General features: G+C 48.4%; 17 protein-coding genes. 16 read left to right on the top strand and 1 reads right to left on the bottom strand.

The features are described 5' to 3' along the window. Positions 1-119: 119 nt before the first annotated feature. The 10 genes from KTH89_RS11155 (at position 120) to KTH89_RS11110 (ending at position 12,549) form a co-directional block, all read left to right on the top strand. Positions 120-1,472, top strand: a complete 1,353-nt coding sequence (locus KTH89_RS11155; RefSeq protein ID WP_238721743.1) for an ABC transporter substrate-binding protein — start codon at positions 120-122, stop codon at positions 1,470-1,472. A gap of 152 nt (positions 1,473-1,624) precedes the next feature. Continuing rightward, positions 1,625-2,503, top strand: a complete 879-nt coding sequence (locus tag KTH89_RS11150) for a carbohydrate ABC transporter permease (RefSeq protein WP_238721741.1) — start codon at positions 1,625-1,627, stop codon at positions 2,501-2,503. Positions 2,504-2,525: 22 nt separating this feature from the next. Continuing rightward, positions 2,526-3,368, top strand: coding sequence for a carbohydrate ABC transporter permease (locus KTH89_RS11145; protein WP_238721739.1), 843 nt, complete (start codon positions 2,526-2,528; stop codon positions 3,366-3,368). A 9-nt stretch (positions 3,369-3,377) separates the two neighbouring features. Further along, on the top strand, positions 3,378-4,397 hold the full coding sequence (locus tag KTH89_RS11140; protein WP_238721737.1) for a LacI family DNA-binding transcriptional regulator: 1,020 nt from the start codon (positions 3,378-3,380) through the stop codon (positions 4,395-4,397). Between the two features lie 172 nt (positions 4,398-4,569). Next, positions 4,570-6,150 carry a GH35 family beta-galactosidase gene (locus KTH89_RS11135; protein ID WP_238721735.1) on the top strand — a complete coding sequence of 527 codons (1,581 nt, stop codon included), beginning with the start codon at positions 4,570-4,572 and terminating at the stop codon, positions 6,148-6,150. Positions 6,151-6,419: 269 nt separating this feature from the next. Next, on the top strand, positions 6,420-7,682 hold the full coding sequence (locus KTH89_RS11130) for an NEW3 domain-containing protein (RefSeq protein WP_238721733.1): 1,263 nt from the start codon (positions 6,420-6,422) through the stop codon (positions 7,680-7,682). A gap of 2 nt (positions 7,683-7,684) precedes the next feature. Then, positions 7,685-8,701: an ABC transporter ATP-binding protein gene (locus KTH89_RS11125; protein ID WP_238721731.1), complete on the top strand. Its 1,017-nt coding sequence runs from the start codon at positions 7,685-7,687 to the stop codon at positions 8,699-8,701. Further along, complete coding sequence (locus tag KTH89_RS11120; protein ID WP_238721729.1) at positions 8,634-9,668, top strand: ABC transporter permease; 1,035 nt, start codon at positions 8,634-8,636, stop codon at positions 9,666-9,668. The genes KTH89_RS11125 and KTH89_RS11120 overlap by 68 nt, the downstream gene beginning before the upstream one ends. Positions 9,669-9,984: 316 nt before the next feature. Beyond that, positions 9,985-10,989 (top strand): MBL fold metallo-hydrolase, encoded by a 1,005-nt coding sequence (locus KTH89_RS11115; protein WP_158348688.1) that lies wholly within the window; start codon positions 9,985-9,987, stop codon positions 10,987-10,989. Between the two features lie 189 nt (positions 10,990-11,178). Beyond that, the gene (locus KTH89_RS11110; RefSeq protein WP_238721727.1) at positions 11,179-12,549 is read left to right on the top strand and encodes an MATE family efflux transporter; all 1,371 of its coding nucleotides are present in this window, start codon (positions 11,179-11,181) and stop codon (positions 12,547-12,549) included. Positions 12,550-12,663: 114 nt separating this feature from the next. On the opposite strand, the gene KTH89_RS11105 is transcribed toward KTH89_RS11110, so the two are convergent. Next, the gene (locus KTH89_RS11105; RefSeq protein ID WP_238721725.1) at positions 12,664-13,443 is read right to left on the bottom strand and encodes a GntR family transcriptional regulator; all 780 of its coding nucleotides are present in this window, start codon (positions 13,441-13,443) and stop codon (positions 12,664-12,666) included. Positions 13,444-14,203: 760 nt separating this feature from the next. Between KTH89_RS11105 and KTH89_RS11100 the strand changes: the two genes are divergently transcribed. Genes KTH89_RS11100 through KTH89_RS11075 form a run of 6 tightly spaced genes read left to right on the top strand, consistent with a single transcriptional unit; the run spans position 14,204 to position 21,491 of the window. Then, positions 14,204-15,802 (top strand): ABC transporter substrate-binding protein, encoded by a 1,599-nt coding sequence (locus KTH89_RS11100; RefSeq protein ID WP_238721723.1) that lies wholly within the window; start codon positions 14,204-14,206, stop codon positions 15,800-15,802. A gap of 11 nt (positions 15,803-15,813) precedes the next feature. Continuing rightward, positions 15,814-16,734 (top strand): ABC transporter permease, encoded by a 921-nt coding sequence (locus KTH89_RS11095; RefSeq protein WP_158348684.1) that lies wholly within the window; start codon positions 15,814-15,816, stop codon positions 16,732-16,734. Positions 16,735-16,752: 18 nt separating this feature from the next. Then, positions 16,753-17,607, top strand: a complete 855-nt coding sequence (locus KTH89_RS11090) for an ABC transporter permease (RefSeq protein WP_158348683.1) — start codon at positions 16,753-16,755, stop codon at positions 17,605-17,607. Between the two features lie 38 nt (positions 17,608-17,645). Beyond that, positions 17,646-18,647 (top strand): ABC transporter ATP-binding protein, encoded by a 1,002-nt coding sequence (locus KTH89_RS11085; protein WP_158348682.1) that lies wholly within the window; start codon positions 17,646-17,648, stop codon positions 18,645-18,647. After that, on the top strand, positions 18,644-19,717 hold the full coding sequence (locus KTH89_RS11080) for an ABC transporter ATP-binding protein (protein ID WP_238721721.1): 1,074 nt from the start codon (positions 18,644-18,646) through the stop codon (positions 19,715-19,717). Before KTH89_RS11085 ends, KTH89_RS11080 begins: the two co-directional genes overlap by 4 nt. Next, positions 19,701-21,491 carry an alpha/beta hydrolase family protein gene (locus tag KTH89_RS11075; RefSeq protein ID WP_158347719.1) on the top strand — a complete coding sequence of 597 codons (1,791 nt, stop codon included), beginning with the start codon at positions 19,701-19,703 and terminating at the stop codon, positions 21,489-21,491. The genes KTH89_RS11080 and KTH89_RS11075 overlap by 17 nt, the downstream gene beginning before the upstream one ends. The last annotated feature ends 72 nt before the right edge of the window (positions 21,492-21,563 follow it).

Below are 21,563 nucleotides of genomic sequence, written 5' to 3'. Positions count from 1 at the left end.
CTTTTTTTATACATTACGTACATTCTGACAACACTTATTGACACCTGAAAATATCTATGCTACAATGTAAACGTTTACAAATCCTGGTAAAATTATACTATACAATGGAGGTTATGTCAATGTCGCGTTTTAAGAAAATGAAGGTGTTTATGATCGCAGCAGCCATGATGATCGCGTTATCGGCGTGTGGCTCATCAGCAGATCAAGCAAAAGAAACAAATACTGCGGATAGTAAGACAGAGGAAAAAGACAGCAGTGCGACCGCTGCCGATTCGGGGAGTGAAAAAGTAGAATTAAGATTTTTGTTATGGGGAAATCAGGAGGAAATTGATAAAAAAACACAGTGGACCGAGGAATTCAACGCGGAAAATGATAAAATCCATGTGAATCTGGAAGCGATTCCGGAAGGTTTCCATGAAAAATTAACGGTACAGATATCATCGGGCACCTTAGCCGACCTGGTACAGATCGCCGGGGACTTCGGAGGGGAATATTTTAAGGATGGTTTACTGGCTCCATTGGATTCTTACATCGAAAGAGATGGATTACAGGACGCCTGGGTGGACACCTTAATGTCCGGATTGTCCTATAACGGAAGCGTCTATGCGGCGCCGACTTCCTTTAATTCCGGGTTCATTATCTACAACAAGACCATGTTCGAGGAAAATAACATTCCTCTTCCCACAAATGATTGGACTGAGGAAGAGTTTTTAGCGGCTGCGAAAGCTCTGACAAAAGGCGAGGGCGATGACAAGGTTTGGGGAGCAGATTTTTCATCCTGGTGGGCGTATTCACTGGCCAGAAACTTATATGACGGCTACAAAGCCTGGGAGTGGGAAACCGGCACGATGACGGCGGATACCCAGGGATTCAGAGATGGCGTCCAGTTTATCACGGACTTATACCAGGTACATAAAGTATCGCCGACGCCGACCATGGCCGCAGATGTTGGCGGAACATTCGAAAACGGCAAATTTGCGATGACAATAGGGGCTTCCTGGGATATGGCAAGCTTTAACCAGGCAATCGGTGATAATTTTGAATGGGATATCGTAACGTTTCCTTCGAATCCAACCTATGGTCAGTGGAGATCTCCGCTGTGGACAACCGCAATCGGTATGTCGGCGGATACGCCATATAAAGACGAATGCTGGGAATACATAAGTTATATGTCCGCACAGAATAAGGTACAGAGCGAAATGGAACTCATTGGTTTACCCGCTCTGAAATCGATCAGTGAGGACAGTGAATTTATGAATACCATACCGGAGGGCTGGAAGCCGTTTAACAAAGAAGTATTTTACGATGCGCTTGATTATGCGGTAGACGGCGTGGTTCTCAATGAAATACAGGATGAAATTATTAAATATGAATTAGAACTACTGTTTGCAGGGGAGCAGGATATAGATACTACATTAGAAAATATACAGACGAAGGGTCAATTAAAATTAGACCGGATGAAAGAAGAATAATCTGATTTTGCTGATCCGGCCGGGAGGGGAAGCTGCGGCGATGGCTGCAGCTTCTGAAATCCCTGGCCTGTGAGCCGCTGCGGCTGATTTGGAAATTTATTAACTGAGCAGTCTTTTTCGGCTGCACCATTATGATACTGGGATGGTTAAATATGAAATCTAAAAGAAAAGAAGCAAGATATTTTTATATGTTTATTTCCCCCTGGTTAGTGGGGTTTTTTCTATTGACTTTTATACCGTTAATCTATTCTTTATATTTGTCACTGACACAATACAGCGGAAGCGCGGCGCCGAAATTTATAGGCCTGCGTAATTATACGGACATCTTATTCCATGATGATTTATTTATAAAAAGTCTGATCAATTCTTTTCAATACGCAATCATAGCAGTGCCGACAAGTTTGACGCTGGCTTTAATCATAGCATTTCTGCTTTCCAAAGAATCGAAAGTAAGTAATTTCTTCCAGATTGTTTTCTATTTTCCGTCTATAGCGGCAGGAGCTGCGGTATTTACTGTGGCAAAGTTTTTGCTGAAAGGGGAGGGCGGTCTGCTCAATTATATTTTATCGTTTTTCGGAATACAGGGACCCAATTGGTTAACTGATTCAAAGTGGGCTATGACTGCGCTTGTGTTGGTTAATTTGATATTCTGCGGTTCCCAGATGCTGATATTTTTGGCGGGTATTAAGCAGATACCCGTCTCCTATTATGAGGCCGCTAAAATTGACGGAGCAGGCGGCATGAAATGTTTCTTTAAAATAACGCTGCCCTTAATTTCGAATGTATTCGTGTTCAATCTGGTTATGGGAATCATAAACGCTTTTCAGATATTTGTGCAGCCTTTGATTATGACAGGAGGGGGACCGTTCAAAAAAACTTATATGTATGGAATGTATATCTATGACAGCGGCTTTAGCTTTGGCCGGTTCGGATACGCCGCATCTCTTGCCTGGATTATGTTTTTGATTATATTATTCATCAGTATGTTTATATTAAAATCGTTGGAAAAACGTATGAATTACGAAGATTAGGAAAGGAGGGAGTTCGTTACTTATGTTAAAAAAGAGTAGATTTGTAATTTGGATTTTAATATGCGCTGTTTTAGGGGCGATATTTTTGCTGCCATTTGTCTGGATGTTGGCTACCTCTTTGATGAGTACGGAGCAAATAGTAAAATATCCGCCGGAATTAATTCCGTCACCTGCTACGCTTCGGTCATTTGAATATATTTTTAAAAACAGTGATTTTTTTACATATTTTAAAAATAGTAGTATAATAACGTTGTTAAATATCGTCGGCACATTGATCAGTACAACCCTGGTCGCTTACGGGTTTGCGAAATATGACGCCCGTCTGAAGGGCTTTTGGTTTGCGTTACTGATGTCCACCATGATGGTGCCGTATTTTGTAACGATTATACCTTTGTATAATATTTACGCAAAATTGAAGCTGATCAATACGATTGTACCGTTGGTATTGCCAAATATGCTGGCGGGAAGCGCTTTTAGCATATTTTTATTACATCAGTTCTTTAAAACCTTTCCAAAAGAAATAGAGGAGGCGTCGAGAATAGATGGATGCAGTGAATTAAATATTTTGTTTAAAATAGTTATGCCCAATTCAAAAGCAATTTTGTTTGTAGCCGGCATTTTTATGTTTGTTTGGACGTGGAACGATTACTTTGGGCCTGTCATATTCTTAAATGACCAGTCGAAATACACATTGGCGGTCGGCCTGGTATTTTTAAATTCATCCATTAGCGGATACAAAGACGCGCTCGACCAGGGTCCGGTTATGGCCATGTCCTTGCTTACGGTATTGCCGATTATTATACTATACGTATGTTTCCAGAAATATTTTATTAAAGGCATAGTGAACAGTGGATTGAAAGGATAAGATATTTTCATGAGCGAGAAGATAACAATTGTTGAAATCGCAAAACTGGCGAACGTTTCAACAGCGACGGTATCCAGAATCATCAATAATACGGGAAAAGTGAATAATGACAAGAGGAAAAAGGTTTTAGATTTGATTGAGCAATACGATTATAAGCCAAATCTGATCGCAAAAGCTTTGCAGTCGAGTAAATCGAATACCGTAGGCTTTATTGTTCCTCACATTAACAGCCCCTATTATGCGCAGCTTTTTTTCGAGACAGAACTCATTGCTCAAAAGCAGGGTTACACGCTGATGCTGTGTAATTCAGAATCGGATAAACGCCTGGAAAGCAATATCCTGAACGCATTTATCTCCGCAAATGTAAGGGCTATTGTGTTTATGGGCGGGCGTCTTGACGATGTGGAGAGCAAAAAGAAATACCTTTCTGAAATCGAGGAAGTGAATAAAAAGATACCGGTTATCTCGTGTGTGGATGTGCCTAATCTGGGATGCATACAGATCTATCAGGAGCAGCAAAAAAGCAGCAATAAACTATTGAAACACTTATCGGAGATGGGTTACCGGGATGTTGCGATGTTGGGCGGATATTCCAATGTCAGGACTACGATAAAAAGACGGGAAGAGATCCTGGATAATGCGGAGAAGTACGGGATCAGCATACGCAGGGAAATTATTGAAAGCGATTACTCGGTAGAGGGCGGGAATATCGCTATGCAGGAAATGCTGAAATGCGATAAATTACCGCAGGCAATCATCTGTATCAATGACCTGGTCGCAACCGGCGTGTTAAGCGAGGCCTATAAAAATAATATGAGTATTCCCAAGGATATCGCGATTGTGGGATATGATAATCTGGACATATCGCAGTTTATTTATCCGGGTATTACCACGATAGCGTGTAATTATAAAGAATATTCCAAAGCCATCGTAGATGCGATACAAAATGTGGATGCGATGGATTACAATACGAAAATAGCGGTTCAAACGGACCTGATTGTCAGAGGAACGACACAACTGGAAAAGTGATTTGGGAGGAAGTGCGTAGAACGCATACCTGAATCGAGCCGCAGTAAATGCGGCACTGGAGGAAACGCGTAGAACGCATACCTGAATTAAGCCGCAGTAAATGCGGCACTGGAGGAAACGCGTAGAACGCATACCTGAATCGAGCCGCAGTAAATGCGGCACTGGAGGAAATATGAAAAGTTTGCCCAGAATTGATAAAATGAATGACGGTTTTTCTTTTCTGGTTAATGACCGGCCCTATATCATGTTAGCGGCTGAGGTGCATAACTCGGCGTGTACCTCGCGTGATTATATGCAAGAGGTGTGGAGAAAGACAACGGAATTAAATTGTAATACGGTTTTGGCTCCGGTATATTGGGAGCTGGTTGAACCGCAGGAGAATCACTTCGATTTTCATCTGGTGGAACAATTAATAGCGGATGCAAGAAGACATCATTTGAAATTAGTATTATTATGGTTTGGAAGCTTTAAAAACGGACTTTCGACCTATGCGCCCAATTGGGTTAAAACTGACTTGAAGAGATTTCCGAGAGCGGAAGATGAACATGGTGTAAAGACGAAAATTCTCAGCATGTTTCAAAGCGGTCTATTGCCGGCGGAACTCAATTCGTTTACGAATTTTATAAAATATATAAAAGAAACCGACGCGGATGAGCAGACCGTTATAGCGGTACAAGTAGAAAATGAAGTAGGCATTGTAGGTTCAACAAGAGATTTTTCATCTGGTGCGAATGAAGAATTTAAGAAAAAGGTTCCGGATGCATTGACGGAGTTTTTAAAAAATGCGGGAAATCACGGCCTGTGCGGTATAACGGCGGATTCTGAGGATATATCCGGGCACTCATGGGATAATGTATTTAAACATAATGCGGAGGAAGCGTTTATGTGCTGGAACTATGCGAAGCACATAAACAGATTGGCGAAATCCGGTAAAGAGTGTTATGCGCTGCCTATGTTTACCAATGCCTGGCTGAAGGAATTCGAGGATGAAAAGCCGGGCTTTTATCCTTGCGGCGGACCGGTGCCGGAGATGCTCGATGTGTGGAAGTGCGCAGCCCCTGATTTGGATATATTGTCTCCGGACATTTATACGTTTCAATTTGAAAAGACCGCGGGCTTATATACAAGGGGCGATAACCCGCTGTTTATAGCGGAAACCCGAAGAGATAAATGGGCGGCCGCGAACTTGTATACGGCTGTCGGCACCTATCATGCCTTGTGCTATGCGCCGTTTGGGGCGGAAAGTATTGGCGAGGACAAATCATTTATCACGCAGATCCTGCATACAGATCCGAATGATAAGAATGTATCCGGCGAAACGGTAAAGGAATTCCTCTCCCAAAGCTATCAATTGTTTGGAAATATGATGCCAATCATTACAAAATTCTATGGAACGGACCGCATGATAGGATTTACGCAAGATTTCGGCCACATGACGAAATATGTGAAACTGGGTAAATACCGGATAGCTATTGAGTTTTATCATCAGGTCCGGGATGATAACGGATTCATCCCGGGCGCGGGTATCATAATACAAAATAGTGAAAATGAATTAATCTTTATGGGATATGGATATAGAGCTTATCCGGAAACAACAAATACGGGTAAGCAGCTGGATTTTTTATCCCTGGAAAAAGGCACGTATGACGATAAAGGTAATTGGAAGAAATATATGCATTTGAATGGCGATGAACAATATATCCGAATGGAGGAGAAGCCTACGGTACTGAAGGCTTTGTACTATGAATTCTGAATAGGTTTTTTTAAAAGTTTAACTGAGCAAAAGGGGACATGTCCAAACCGTTTGGACATGTCCCCTTTTGCTGTTTTGCTGCCAAATTTCTCTGTCTGAACACAAAATTTTGACAATTTAAACATAAAATAATCATAAAAAATTTGTAAAATACTGGTATCAGCTGAGGTCAAAGGAGATTACATAAGCGGGCGAAGCCCGCATGGCAACTGGAAACAAAAAGGAGACAGGTTCGAACCAAAAGTATCATGGATGGAGAGGAAAACGACATGTTAGAAGAAATAGTAAATCCACGTAAAAAATTATACCCGTCCGGGGAGTCCTGCGCCCATGCGCAAGTGAGAAATGTCCGGCAGCCGGCGTATGAAAAAGTTTGGCTTTTTATTCTGCTAACCATGGCAGTGACTGTGTTTTTATTTGCCTCGCCTATAAAAGCCTGGGCGGCAGGCGGACTGGAGATGAGCACCAGCTACCCGGGGATCACTGCGAAACCAGGAGAAAATCTGAGTTTTTCCGTAGCGCTTCAGAACAGCCTGGGCGCATCTTTGAATGCGGATCTGAGTGTGACTTCCATCCCGGACGGATGGGAGGGCTATTTTAACGGCGGAGGCAATCAGGTCAGCCGGGTTCATGTGAACTCCGGCGGCGATGGAGCCACCGTAACCTTCAATGTTAAAATACCGGATGATGTGTCGGAGGGCACGTATCCCATCAGCCTGCAGGCGGACGCAGGCGAGGGGATCGTATCCGCTATGGATCTTGTGATAAATGTAAATGAAGCCGCGGTGGGACAGAGCAGCTTTACTTCCCAGTATCCGGAACTGCAGGGATCGCCGTCCACCAGCTTCAGCTTTAATACGACCCTGGCTAATAACGGGGCCGCCGACCAGTCCTACAGCCTGTCCGCGCAGGCGCCGGAAGGCTGGCAGGTACAGTTTAAACCATCCGGTGAGACGAATCAGGTAGCCAGCCTGAACGTGGAGGCGGGACAGAGCCAGGGAATCGCCATTACGGTAACCCCGGCGGCGAATGCCACAGCCGGAGATTATAAGATCTCCTGTTCGGCGGCGTCGGCGGGAGAGACCCTTACGACGGATCTGACGGTGACGATCACCGGAACTTACGATCTCAGCCTGTCCACACCCAGCGGAAGGCTCAGCCTGGATGCCTATGCGAATAAGGAAACACCGGTCACCCTGTCCATTACCAATAACGGCAGCGCGGATCTTCAGAATGTGAGCCTGACCTCATCCGCGCCGGACGGATGGAATGTCCGTTTTGAAACTCCGACGGTAGAGACGCTGCCTGCCGGGAGCACACAGGAAGTGACTGCCTATATAACTCCCGGCTCGGACGCCATAACCGGTGATTATGTCACCTCCATCAGCGCAGGCAGTTCCGAGACATCCGCCAAGGCGGACTTAAGAGTCTCCGTGAAGACCCATACGGTGTGGGGATTCGTGGCAGTGATTATCATCATCGCCCTGGCAGGCGGCCTTGTATATGTATTCCGTAAATATGGGAGAAGATAGCTATGGCTGATAATCAAGCGATCATACAAATAAATGGTCTGACAAAAAAGTATGGCGAAAAAGCGGCTGTGAACCAATTAAACTTAAGTGTCGCCCGGGGGGAAGTGTTCGGCCTTCTGGGGCCCAACGGGGCGGGAAAGACAACCACAACCCTGATGCTGCTGGGGCTGACGGAGCCAAACGGCGGCACGGCCTTTATCGACGGCAAAGACTGTACCAGGAATCCCATTGAAGTAAAACGGATCGTGGGCTATCTGCCGGATAACGTCGGGTTCTACCCGGACATGACCGGCCGGGAAAACCTGCGGTTTACGGGACGTCTGAACGGAGTCGGGGAACATGAACTGGAAGAACGGATCGATCAGCTCCTTGAGAGGGTCGGCATGACCGCTGCGGCGGACCAGAAAACGGCTACTTATTCGAAAGGGATGAAGCAGAGGCTGGGAATCGCCGATGTCCTGATGAAGGACCCTCAGGTCATTATCCTGGATGAGCCGACCAACGGCATCGATCCGGAAGGGATGCACGAACTGCTTCTGCTGATCCGGGAGCTGGCGGATAAAGATAAACGCACGATCATGATATCCTCTCATCAGCTCTATCAGATCCAGCAGGTCTGCGACCGGGTTGGGATATTCGTCCAGGGGAATCTGATCGCCTGCGGACGGATTGAAGAGCTGGGGAAGCAGATCCTGAAGGACGGTTATTACCGGTTGGAGATGAAGGCGGAACCTGAGGATGAACGGCTGCGGGAACTGATTCGCGGCGTATATGGAGTGGAAGAGATCGGGGACGGCCCGGAGGGAATGATCATCCGTTCGAACCAGGATATCCGGGAACAGATCTCCAGGATTGTCGTACTAAATGGTTATAAACTGCTTCATTTACGCCAGTGCGGTCAGGATCTGGATGAAATCTACAGACGCTATTTTGAGAAGGCAGGTCAAAACAATGGAGACAATAGAAACAAAAAGAAAATTCGGAAAATTATGTCCCTGGGCCGGCAGGATGGCGAATAGAGAAACGAAAGGCGCGGGAAGCAAAAGCAGCGGACTGATGGTGCTCTACCGGAAAGAGATGGCGGATCACATGCACAGCAAGAGGTTCCTGATCATACTGCTTTTGATCCTGATCACCAGCCTTGCCAGTCTCTATGGCGCTTTGTCCGGAATCCAGGAAGCGGTCAAGGACAGCAGTGATTTTATTTTCCTCAAATTATTTACAACCAGCGGCAAATCCATACCCTCCTTCGTATCCTTTATCGGGCTGCTGGGGCCTTTCGTGGGACTTACCCTGGGCTTCGACGCCATCAATAACGAACGGAACGGCGGAACCCTGAATCGCCTGGTCTCCCAGCCGATCTACCGGGACGCTGTCATCAACGGGAAATTCCTGGCTGGCTATACGGTTATCGTTATTATGGTTTTCTCTATGGGAATCCTGATCGGAACGGCGGGCCTGGTCAGCACCGGGATCGCTCCGAGCGGGGAAGAATTGGTCCGGCTGTTTGTGTTCCTGATCTATACCACAGTTTATATCGCTTTCTGGCTGGCGCTGTCGATACTGTTCTCCGTGCTGTGCAAGCACGCGGCAACCTCCGCCCTTTCGGTGATCGCGGTATGGCTCTTCTTTGCTATTTTCATGGGACTTCTGGCGGGAATTATAGCAAACGGACTGTTCCCGACGGAGAACGCCACCTCTATGCAAACGGTAATGCAGAACTATACCTGGAATCAAAATCTGAACCGGCTGTCCCCGTACTATCTCTATAGCGAAGCGGTTTCCACGATCCTGAATCCCAGTGTGCGGACGGTCAGCGTGATCACGGTCAATCAGCTGTCCGGAGCTGTGGCGGGTTACCTGCCTCTGGGACAGAGCCTGCTTCTGGTCTGGCCGCATCTGGTGTGGCTTCTGGCGCTGACGATGATTGTGTTCGCGATCTCTTATGTGTGCTTTATGCGGCAGGAGATCCGGTCGGGGCAGTAGAGGGAATGGAAAGGATAGCATTCAAACGTTAAAGTTTGGATGCTATTTTTTTCTTGCATTTATTTATTTCTTGTAATATAATAATGACATGACATAGTAACAAAAGAAAAACAACAACGTACATAATGCCAGGACGAAGTCAGTCGGTAATTAACAGGCTCAAAATAGCAGAGCCTCGAATAACTCTTTCTGACTATTTTCCTGCCTCGCACGTAAGCGCCCCATTTAGGGGCAAGAAGTGTTCAAGTTACAGTATTCAAAATGTCTGCAATGATAATTTACAGTAAAAATATAAAACCCAGGAGGTAAAGAAAAAATGACAGAAAGTATAGCATCAAGAAAAGTAACAAGAATTCCGCTGGATGTGGGCGAAGCATACTTAGACGCCGCATGGATCAATAATCTGAGGGAAAACAATAAGACAAAGAAAATCTACGATGTGGATCCCTTCGTGGAGGTCTACCAGTTCCGTGAGAACTTCTACGGTCTGCTGACGAATCTGTTGGACGGGCATAATAATTTCGTGTGGATGTACCTGATCATTGGCCCCGAAAAGGCAATGCTAATCGACACCAGCTTTGGTCTTGGCAACTTAAAAGGCCTGGTGGATGAGATCAGCAATGGCAAGCCGGTGATCCTTGCCAATACTCACTGCAGCTGTGACCATTCCTATGGAAATTGTCAGTTTGACAAGGCGTATGGCCATGTGGATCTGGTGGATGATATGAACTGGAAACAGGACCCGGGCATCTGGGACTATCTGTTTGACGACAATGGAAAGAGCATCTGGGTGGATTTTGAGAGAAAAGACATAATCCCCTTCAAGAAATATGAATTTGTCGGAGTTCCGGACGGCTATGTGTTTAATCTGGGTGAAGACTATGACGTGGAACTGATCTGGCTTCCGGGGCATCAGCCGGGGCACGCGGGTTACCTGGATAAGAAGAACCGTATCCTCATCGCCGGGGATGCGATCTGCGGCAGCGGCGTGGGCTTAAGCGGCGGCAGCGATTTCTATGCGGATGAGAAGCATGCCCGTGACCGGTTCCAGGGCAGCACGATCCCCACTGAGGATTCCCGCAGAACGGTGACGGCTTACCGGGATTCCCTCGTAAGAACCGCGAAACGCATGGATGAATTTGATTATATTTTCGGAGGCCACGGCACCAATGACCTGGACAAAAATATTCTCCTGTCTATTATCGAGGCATGTGATCAGATAATCGCCGATCCAAACTGCTATGATTATAAGAATGGGGACCGGCTGCAGAAGATGGTCAGAGGCTGGGCATCCATTGGATATTATGAGAACGGAATTTGATAGCATTTAGCGCTTGATTTCGAATGCGGCCCAAAAGCAGCCAATGCAGCGGGCCGGAGAACGGATCATGCAGTGCAGCCAGACGGGTAAAGAGGCGGCTCAGAACAACAGGATTCAAAAGTGTTGTTTTGGGCCGCCTTTGCCGGAATGTACTTTATAAGGAAGCGGAAGGATCTAAGGGATGGGAGCATGACTAATAATATAGATTCAAAAAAGTTGGGCCTTGATCTTACCGAAGGCCCTGTTTTTAAAAGCTTGGCGGTGTTCACGGTGCCGATTATTTTATCGGGACTGATTCAGCAGCTTTACTCGGTGGTGGATCTGATCATGATCGGGAAGTTTTTGGGAAGCGCGGGGACGGTGGGGGTTTCGGCGGGAGGTGAGGTCTCTGATCTGGTGACACCGGTAGCGTTGGCTTTTTCAAGCGCGGGACAGATCTATGTCGCGCAGATCGCCGGCGGAAAGGAGAAAGAGCGGATCAGGAGCGCGGCGGAAACGCTCCTGTCCATAATGATGATATTGGCATGTGCTTTTATGCTGGCCGGTGTGGCGTTCCATAGGCAGATCTTAGCGCTGTTAAACTGTCCGGAGGACGCGATGGGACAGGCGGCCGTTTATATGTGGATTACGGCTCTTGGGATACCATTTGTTTTTGGGTATAATGCGGTATGCGGTATTTTGCGTGGGATGGGGGAGTCAAAAGGCCCGCTTTATTTTATTATTCTGGCGGCTCTGGTGAATATTTTCCTGGATGTTCCTTTTGTGACGCTATTTCATTGGGGGGCGGCCGGAACCGCGGTGGCGACGGTTATCGCTCAATTGCTTTCTTTTCTGGCGGCTGTTTTCTTTCTGCACCGGCACAAGGAGCAGTCAGGTCTGGAACTTAAGGGCTTGACTTTTCGGATCAACCGCCGGGATCTTAAGGTCCTTCTGGGGCTTGGGATACCTCAGGCTGTCCGCACCTCACTGGTGCGGGTTTCGATGTTCTGGGTGAATATGCATGTGAATGCTTATGGTGTTGTGGCAGCGGCGGCCAACAGTATCGGCAATAAGCTTCAGAAATTTACGGACATATTTTCCGGGGCGCTCCAGCAGGCGGCGGCAGTTATCATAGGCCAGAATCTCGGGGCCGGAAAACAGGAGAGAGTTAAGATGTTTGTCTGGTGCACCTTTATGTCGGCAGTTGGGACCGCCGCGCTTATATCCGCCGTGTTTGTTTTGTTTCCGAAACCGATCTTCGGAATATTTTCCGGGGACCGGGAAGTGCTGGAGCTGGGAACGGTATATCTTCGGATTATGACGGCTCATATTTTGTGGTCGGCGGCGATTGCCGCATTTCAGGCAGTGGTGGTGGGCAGCGGTTTTGCTTCCCTTAACTTCGTTATTGGTATATTGGACGGGGTGTTATGTAAAGTGGGGCTAAGTGTTTTATTTGTCTATGGAATGGGGCTGGGGGCCGTTGGCTTTTTTGCCGGGACCGCCTGGTCGCGCGCGCTGCCCACGGTTATATGCTTTCTGTATTTTTATAGGGGACGCTGGGCGAAGAGGAAGCTTTTGTAACGGAACTCAGCGCCCCTGTAACCGGAAGGCTTGGAATCGATGCACCGCGGATTATAACAAAAAAGGCTGTCGTACCAGCTGTAATATATGCTGGACGGCAGCCTTAATCTGCAGTTACGAATGTTCGTCTGAGTTCTGATCCAATATAATTTCAAAATGCAGCCGGCTCTGATCTCCGCGGCAGTAAGCATTGGAATACTCGATGACTTCCCCACGGCTGTTGTAGCCGATATTCGTAAAGAAATGAATGGGACTCCCCTGTTTCACGCCCAGAATCTCCACGTCAGCCAGATCGGCCGGGATAGCTTCGCAGGTCCGTGATATCCGGCAGACCCGGGTATCCTCATGCAGCGCCAGCACCTCATGCAGACCTTCCTTCATGAAATCGTGTTCCAGCACATAGCTGCAGCTGCTGATCGGCAGGTATGTAATCACGCGGACGATAGGTTTTCCGTCGGCGCAGCGTTTCCGGTAGAGACATACGGCGCGGTCGCTGGAAGAGGCCGGATAGAATTTTGCGATATGCTGCGGCATCTGCACCACGCTTAGACTGATGACTTCCGTGCTGGGAACCCGGCCGCTGCGTATGATTTCTTCATTATTGGGTGCGTTGAAGGACTGGGCGCGCCGGACATAGTCCTGATCAATTTTGGGTTTTGACACAAAGGTTCCCTTGCTTTTAATACGGTATAATTTCCCCTCCTGTACCAGCTCGGTAATAGCCTGGCGCACGGTTGTACGGCTGATACCGAACATTTCGATCAGCTCATTTTCGGTGGGAATCATACTGCCGACCGGAAAAGTCCCTGCTTCCATCTCTTCCAATATCAGCTTCTTTAACTGGAAATAAAGCGGGACGGGAATTGATTTGTCTAACTGTTTTTCCTGAAGCATATCCAATCACTCCTGATTTCATATCGTCATTATATACGAATAATAATATTATAGCGGACCCAAAACGGGTTCGCAAGTTTTTAGTTACATGGTTGTTTCCCTATACACGGTGCGCGGTACCATGCCTTTGCTTGATACTGTGCAAATATTTACCAAGCAGTTACTTAAGGCTCAAGCAGTTTCACTTAAATACTTATCTTAGGTTCTTCATATGAGGCCAAATGAGATCTTAATCATACTTTGATATAATGTAATAACAAAAGGCCTTAAGGATATTTTAACACAGTTGAATTTATTGTCAAGTTTTATTAAAAAGATGGGTTGTAAATCCGTATTTATATGGAAAGAACAAGAAAACAGTATGCCATTAAGATAAAAACAAGGGGGTTAAAATCGGCTTAAATGGCTAATTAGCATAGGATTTAGTTATTTTTCATAAAAAGTATAGTTGATATTTGTAGAAAATAGCAAAACGTATAAAAGGCATTGCATTTCCAAAAACCATATGATATAATGTCATTACATAAGAATAAAGCGATATAAATAAAGCGATATAAATAAAGCAATATAGAATACATGAAAACACAAAGAACATAGAAACACAAAGAAACATCTTAACAGATGAAGATAAACGCCGAAAGAAGAGGGAACACACTCAGACCAGTTATACTCTGGCGGGCTGTCCCCTTGGAAATATAAGGTTCTATGAAACAAGTGTCCTGTGTGGCACAATTAAAATTAAAATGGGAGGTACCTTATAATGAAAATGAAACGAGTATCAAAACTATTAACCTGCGTGCTTTCAGCAGCAATGATCCTGTCAATGACCGCCTGCGGGAGCACGGACAACCCTGCGAAGCCGGCCGGGGGAGACCAGGCGGCATCTTCCTCATCTCAAACCGTGGACACATCGGGCAAAGTAACCCTGACCATCGGAAGCAATGCGGACCAGGTCAGTACCCTGGACCGTTTTGTCAATGTGGGATACGGCTGCGATGACCTGGACTACCTGATCTTCGACCCTCTGGTGAATTCAGACCACATGGGAACCTACTCCCCCGGGCTTGCCACGGAATGGACACAGGCCGACGACTACCTTTCCTATACATTTACCCTGAGAGAGGGAGTAAAATTCGCGGACGGCAGTGACTTCACTTCCGCCGATGTGGCAGCTACCTTTGAGCGGATCAGGGATGACAAGACGCTGACGGATACCGGCGCCTGGGGTGATCTGGAATCCGTGGAAACTCCCGATGAAAAGACGGCAATTATCTGCCTGGCGAATCCGATGCCTACGTTCTATGACGAGCTGTACCGCGTGCTGATCATCTGTAAGGCAGCGCTGGAAGCAGATCCGGAAGGATATTTCCTGGCGCCTGTCGGAACAGGAGCCTTTACCCTGGACAGCTTTGACCAGCTGACCGGACAGTGCATCATGAGCCGCAACGACAGCTGGTGGGGCTGGGATGAGATCGATAATACCAAAACTAATGTGGACATCATCGATTACCAGTTCATCGGAGAGGACACCACACGCGCATCTGCCCTGCGTTCCGGTGATATGGACATCGTATTGCAGTTAAGCGCGGATTATAAGAAAGACCTGGAAGCGGAAGGATTCCCGATGCTGGAAGTGGCTTCCGATACTCACATACATATCGAATATAACTGCGGCGAGAACTCTCAGTTTAACAATAAGGACTTAAGGATCGCGCTGTCTGAAGCCATTGACCGGGAAGCGATCGTATCCAGCGTTATCGGAAACGGAAGCGCGGCGACCTGGCCCTGCCCGGAAGGAAACGTAGGATATAAGGCGGACGCGGAAGGCTACAAATATGATCCGGAACATGCCAAATCGCTGGTAGAGGCATCCGGCTATGACGGATCGGAGATTTCCATGGTTTATACCAGCTCCAGCTTTATCCGTGCGGATGAAGTGGCTCAGGCAGTCCAGTCTATGGCGGCGGAAGTCGGCCTGAATGTAAAATTGGAACCCCTGGAGCAGGCAGCTTTCACAGACCGCCGTTCCTCCGGAAGCTTTGACATTATCCTGGGCGCGTTCGCCTCCACAGCGGGAGACACCCAGACGGAAGTTGCGGTTATCATTGGCTTTGACGTATTCGGCTCCCAGTATGTGAACCAGGAAATGTCGGATCTGTGTGCGCAGGTACGGACCTGCGGTGACAAGGAAGAACGTACGAAACTGATTGAGCAGGTATTCCAGATCGAAATGGATGAGATGGCGCCGTTCTCCTACTTGTATTCCCCTTCCTATCTGTGCGCCAGCGCCGGCAATGTGTCCAACTACAATGTTTTCGCGGATGGTTCCGGTGAATACCGTTTCGTTCAGATGAAATAGGAGGGTTCCAAGTGTTAAAGAAAATTCTACGCCGGCTGGCGCTTACTCTGATCGTTCTTGTCGGTGTTACGATAATCGCGTTTGCGCTGGTACGGCTCGCCCCGGGCGATCCGGCCGTGCAGATGCTCCCGGCGACGGCGACACAGGAGCAGATCGATAATATGCGTACCCGTATGGGATTGGATCAATCCTATGTGGTCCAGTACTTTATGTACATAGGAAATCTGTTGAAGGGCGATCTGGGCTATTCCTTCCACTTTAATATGGACTGCGGCCCCCTGATCCTCTCCAGGCTGGTAAATACGGCGAAGATCACGGTGATCGGCGTAATCATCGCATTGATCATCTCGATTCCGCTGGGACTGGTGGCCGGAATCAAGAGAGGCTCCGCCCTGGATACCTGCGCCACTGCTTTTGCGCTCTGCGGCCAGGCTATGTCCCCGGTATGGCTGTGCCTGCTGATGATCCTGATCTTCAGCGTGGGCTTAAAATGGCTGCCGACACAGGGCGTGGGGAGCTGGAAAAATATGGTGATGCCCTCTCTGTGCGTGGGATTCGCGTTCTGCTCCCTGGTTACGAGAATGCTTCGTTCCAGCATGATCGACGTACTCCAGGAAGAGTACATAACGGCCACCCGTGCCCGCGGGGTCAGCAAATTTCAGGTCTATGTCAAATACGCATTTAAAAATGCGATCCTTCCGATCGTAACCATATCGGGCGCGCAGCTGGGCATCCTGCTCTGCGGCTCCATGGTAATCGAACAGATCTTCAACTGGCCGGGTCTTGGCCAGTTGACGGTCACTGCGATATCATCCCGTGATTTTCAGCTGGTGCAGTCGATTCTGCTGATTGTAGCTGTGATTATGGTAGTTTGTAATCTGATTGTCGACATTTTATATACGTTCATTGATAAACGTATTTCCTTTAACTGACAGGGGGGAGAAAAGAACATGAATCGAAAAGATTTTACGCGCCGGATGCGAAAGAGCAAGCTGTTTTTGATTGGGCTTGCAGGCATCCTGGTGATCGCTGCGGTCTGCTTTTTATCGCCCCTCTTCGTCCGGTTCGATCCTCTGAAAGCAGAGCTTTCGAACCGCCTGGCGGCTCCGGAAGGGATCTTTGGCGGACTGTCCAGACATATTTTTGGCTGTGACCCCATGGGACGGGACGTTCTGACCCGTCTGCTGCTGGGGGGCAGGACTTCGCTGCTGATTGCGTTCAGCGTGGTATTGATCACCACTATATTAGGACTGATTATCGGCCTGCTGGCCGGATATTACGGCGGTATCGCGGATCTGATCCTGATGAGGATCTGCGATATTATGATGGCGCTGCCCACCCTGCTCCTTGCGATCTGCGTGGTGGCCGTCATGGGTTCCAGCATCACGAACCTGGTGGTCGTATTATCCATCACCGGCTGGATCATGGTGGCGAGAGTGGTGCGGAGCACAGTGATGAGCATCCGCGACTGTGAGTATGTGAAAGCCGCCCGGGTACTGGGTATTCCGAATTCTAAAATCATATTAAAAGAAGTACTGCCAAATGTAATCTCTCCCGTCATCATCACTGCCACACAGGCATTCGGCGGCATGATCCTGACGGAAGCCAGCATGAGTTATCTGGGCCTGGGTGTTCCGGCCCCGTCCCCTTCCTGGGGAGCGATGATTTCGGACGGGCGTGAATATATCGCCACGGCCCCGTGGGTCGTTATCGTACCCGGTATCGCGCTGATGCTGACCGTACTGGCGTTTAACTTCTTGGGAGACGGTTTGAATGATATTCTTAATCCGAAGAACAAGGATTAAGGGGCTGATAATTCCACTATAGAAAGTGAGTTTAAGTTATGGAAGAAATATTAAAAATTTCAAAATTAAGCGTGGAATATCGTTCCGGTGATACGGTGGCCAAAGCAGTGAATGGATTAAACATGACGCTCTATAAAGGGCAGGCCATGGGCCTGGTCGGGGAGAGCGGCGCCGGTAAGACGACTACGGCGCTGTCCGTCATGGGACTTCTGCCGGATAAGATCGGTTATGTCACCGGCGGAGACATCGAATACAAGGGACAGTCCCTGCTGAAAATGAAAGAAAAAGAGCTGAATACCATCCGAGGCGGCAAAATCTCCATGGTATTTGCCAACCCGCTGTCCTCCCTGAATCCTGTGTTCACGGTGGGGCATCAGATCACTATGGTATTGCGCCAGCACAGACATATGACGGAAAAAGAAGCCCATGCGGAGGCTGCAAAATTCCTGAAGATGGTGGGAATACCGGAATACCGTATGGAGGATTATCCCCATCAGTTCTCGGGGGGGATGCGCCAGAGGGTAGGTATCGCGGCGGCGCTGGTCTGCTCCCCGGAGATCCTGATCGCAGATGAGCCGACCACCGCATTAGATGTTACGATTCAGGCACAGATCCTGGAGCTTATGAAGGATCTGCAGAAGACCATGGACAGTTCCCTTCTTATGATTACCCACAATCTGGGAATCATCGCGGAATTGTGCCAGACCGTGGCGATCATGTACGGAGGCGAGATCGTGGAATACGGCTCGGTCAGGGAAGTGTTTGAAAATCCTATGCACTGGTATACGATCGGATTGTTAAACGCCGTACCCAAGCTGACCGGCAAACGGGAACGCCTGGCTTCGATACCCGGCAATGTGGCCAACGCGCAGATGCTGCCGGAGGGCTGTAAATTCCATCCCCGCTGCGGGTATTGTACAAAGACGTGCCGGACAAAGCAGCCGGAAATGATTTGTGTCAATGAAAATCATTATGTGCAGTGCTGGGAACGCGGAGGTAAGGCGGAAACAAAGCGGCCCGCAAAGGGAGGCAACCAATGACCGAGATAAAGAAAGAAAATATAATTCAGTCCGGGGCAACCGGACAGAGTACACAGAAACCGCTGCTGCGGGTCGAACATTTAAAAGAATATTTCAAGATTCCCGGGAAGGGCTATCTTCACGCGGTGGACGATATCACAATGGAGATCATGCCCAACGAGACCCTCGGCCTGGTTGGGGAGAGCGGCTGTGGGAAAAGCACGGTCGGCAATGTGCTGATGCGGCTGTTAAAGCCCACCGGCGGGAAAATTTTCTATGAAGACAAGGATGTGACGAAACCATCCAAAAAGGAAAACCTGGAGCTCACGAAAAAGACGCAGATGGTCTTTCAGGACCCGTACTCCTCCCTGAACCCCAGAAAACCCATCCGCAGTATCTTGTCTGAGCCCTTTAAAATCAATAAAACCGCGGAAGGCAGAGAGCTGGACGATAAGGTGCGCAAGCTGGCCGAACGTGTGGGACTGGAACCTTACGTACTGGATCAGTATCCCCATGAGCTGGACGGCGGAAAGCGGCAGATGGTGGGGATCGCCAGAGCGCTGGCTATGCAGCCGAAATTCATCGTCTGCGATGAACCGGTATCGGCCCTGGATGTATCGGTACAGGCGACGATTATCAACCTGTTGATTGATATGCAAAAGGAGATGGGACTTTCCTATCTGTTCATTTCCCATGACTTAAGCGTGGTGCGGCATATCTCCGACCGTGTGGCGGTCATGTATCTGGGACAGATCGTGGAAATCGCGCCGACCGACACGATATTTTCAAACACCCTGCATCCTTACTCGATCGCGCTGCTGTCGGCTGTGCCGAAGATCGATTTCGAAGAGCAGGAAAACCGGATCGTGCTGACCGGGGATGTTCCAAGCCCCATGAATCCGAAACCCGGATGCCGCTTCGCGCCCCGCTGCTGGATGGCTTGCGAGGAGTGTAAGAATAAGGATCAGGAACTGACACAAGTCGAACCCGGACACTTCGTAGCGTGCAGCCGATGGAAGGAATCCAGGGAGATGGAACTTAAACTGGAACGGGAACCTGCAAATGGAGGACAGAATGAACCGATTTTGTAAGTATGAAAACATAGATTTGTGGGATGAAGCGAAATGGCAGAGTAAGACCAGTTCGATCTATGAATTGGTTCGCTGGCTCACAAAGCAGGAGCATCCCTGTGTTCCCAACCGGGTAGAAACCATCGATGACAGCTTGTGGAGAGGATATGAGAATCCGAAGGATTACCACAGCAAGACCGGCAGTATGAATGTGCCGGCTGTGATTGAGAAGTGGAAGAACCTGGGCTTTCATTACGAGGACCGCGAGCTGGGGCATGTGCGCTGGATCGTAATGGCTGCGAAGGAAGCGCTTGAGAATCCGCAGAAAAAGCTTCCGGCGCTGATGGTTCTGGAGAAAACAGATTATACGAATCCGTACTGGGCTATGGAGATGCTGGAGCATTACCAGGCTTACAGCGAGATGGCCCGCCGGGAACAGATGATGCTGCTGTATGTGGCGATGGAACAGGTGGATGAGAACATGATGTATTCCAATATCCTTATGGAAGCCACCTCCATCTTTCCGGCGGACCCAAAGAGGCTGTACCTGGATCTTTCGCCCCTATACGGCAGCGGCCATAAGCTGTCGGACATCAAAGAATTCACGCTGAAGACACCCGGGGGAGAAAACGTGACGGACCCGGATTCCAAGGTGGAACATATGGGCTCTTTGGAGCTTCCGGTGTTGAATATCAGCGGTCTTTGGGCCAACAATAAAACCAATAACTTCTTCCAGATTACACAATGCGGAAACGCAACCTATAACAAAGAGCGGCTGCTCTACAGTGAGATGGGGAAAAAACTGGCAGAAGGAATGTATTTTGAATACATGTATGACCGGCTGGAGGATGACGGACTTCAGGAATATTTGGAAAAGAACGGTTTGATTTGTAAAAATCATGACCGGGCCGGAAGCCGGTGGACCTTCCTGGCGCCTGAATCAGCGGGAAAAGACGGAGAAAAGCTGCCGATGGTATGCATTTTCCAGGAAGTCAATTATTCGAATGATCATCTGATTCCGGCGGCACTGGGGATCTATCTGGAGTATGTGAAGCTGGCTGCGTTCGGCGAACTGTGCGTTCTGTTCTTCGCAGCGGAGCATCCGGATGATAATGATCTGCTGTGTGAGATGATAAAGGACGCGTCGGAGCTTTATCCGGTAGATCCGGACCGTGTCTATGTAACAGGGCATTCCCATAACGGACACTTTACCAGGGAATTCGCTTACCGGCATCCCGATGTGGTGGCGGCGGCAGCGCCGCTCGGTAACTTCCCGGGCCTGCCGAAACCGGAGGAGAGCGGCGAAGCAGTGCTGGTGCCGGATGAAAAGATAGAGGCTATGAGTAAGATCGATATGCCGCTTATCAATTTCAGCGGTTACAGCGAGTGCGGCTGCATGTATCCGTTAAATCAGGCGGCGGACCATCTGCTGCCCGGACAGGAATTTATGTGCCCGTTAAGCTTTGAGAGCCGGGCAGGAAGCTGGCAGAGACGGTTAAGGGCCTCCGGATGCCCGGTAAAAACATTGGATGAGATCGGAGCTACGGCGAAAAGTGAGGACTTTGTCACCAGGAAGCTGGGTATTCCCTGCGATAAGAGTGAGGTTTTGTTTATCGACGGATTTGAACACTATGTGGCGGATATCCGAAACACCGCGGGGAAATATCATCTTCGCATGGTAGGAATTGAGAATATGCCTCACATGCCGCTGCCTTCCATGGTTGGGCTGTCCTGGTCGTTTATGCGGCGCTTTGCAAGGAACCGGAAGACGCTGGAAGTCGTGGAGAGGTATTAAAAGCATAACAGGCATGAAGCGTATACAGGTTTCTCATAGGAATCGGAAATACAAAAAAGAAATCAAGGAGGT

This window comes from Diplocloster agilis (assembly GCF_019042275.1).
Taxonomy (GTDB): Bacteria; Bacillota; Clostridia; order Lachnospirales; family Lachnospiraceae; genus Diplocloster; species Diplocloster agilis.
Note: the sequence above shows the minus strand (reverse complement) of the source record. Positions and strands in the feature narration are given on the sequence as shown.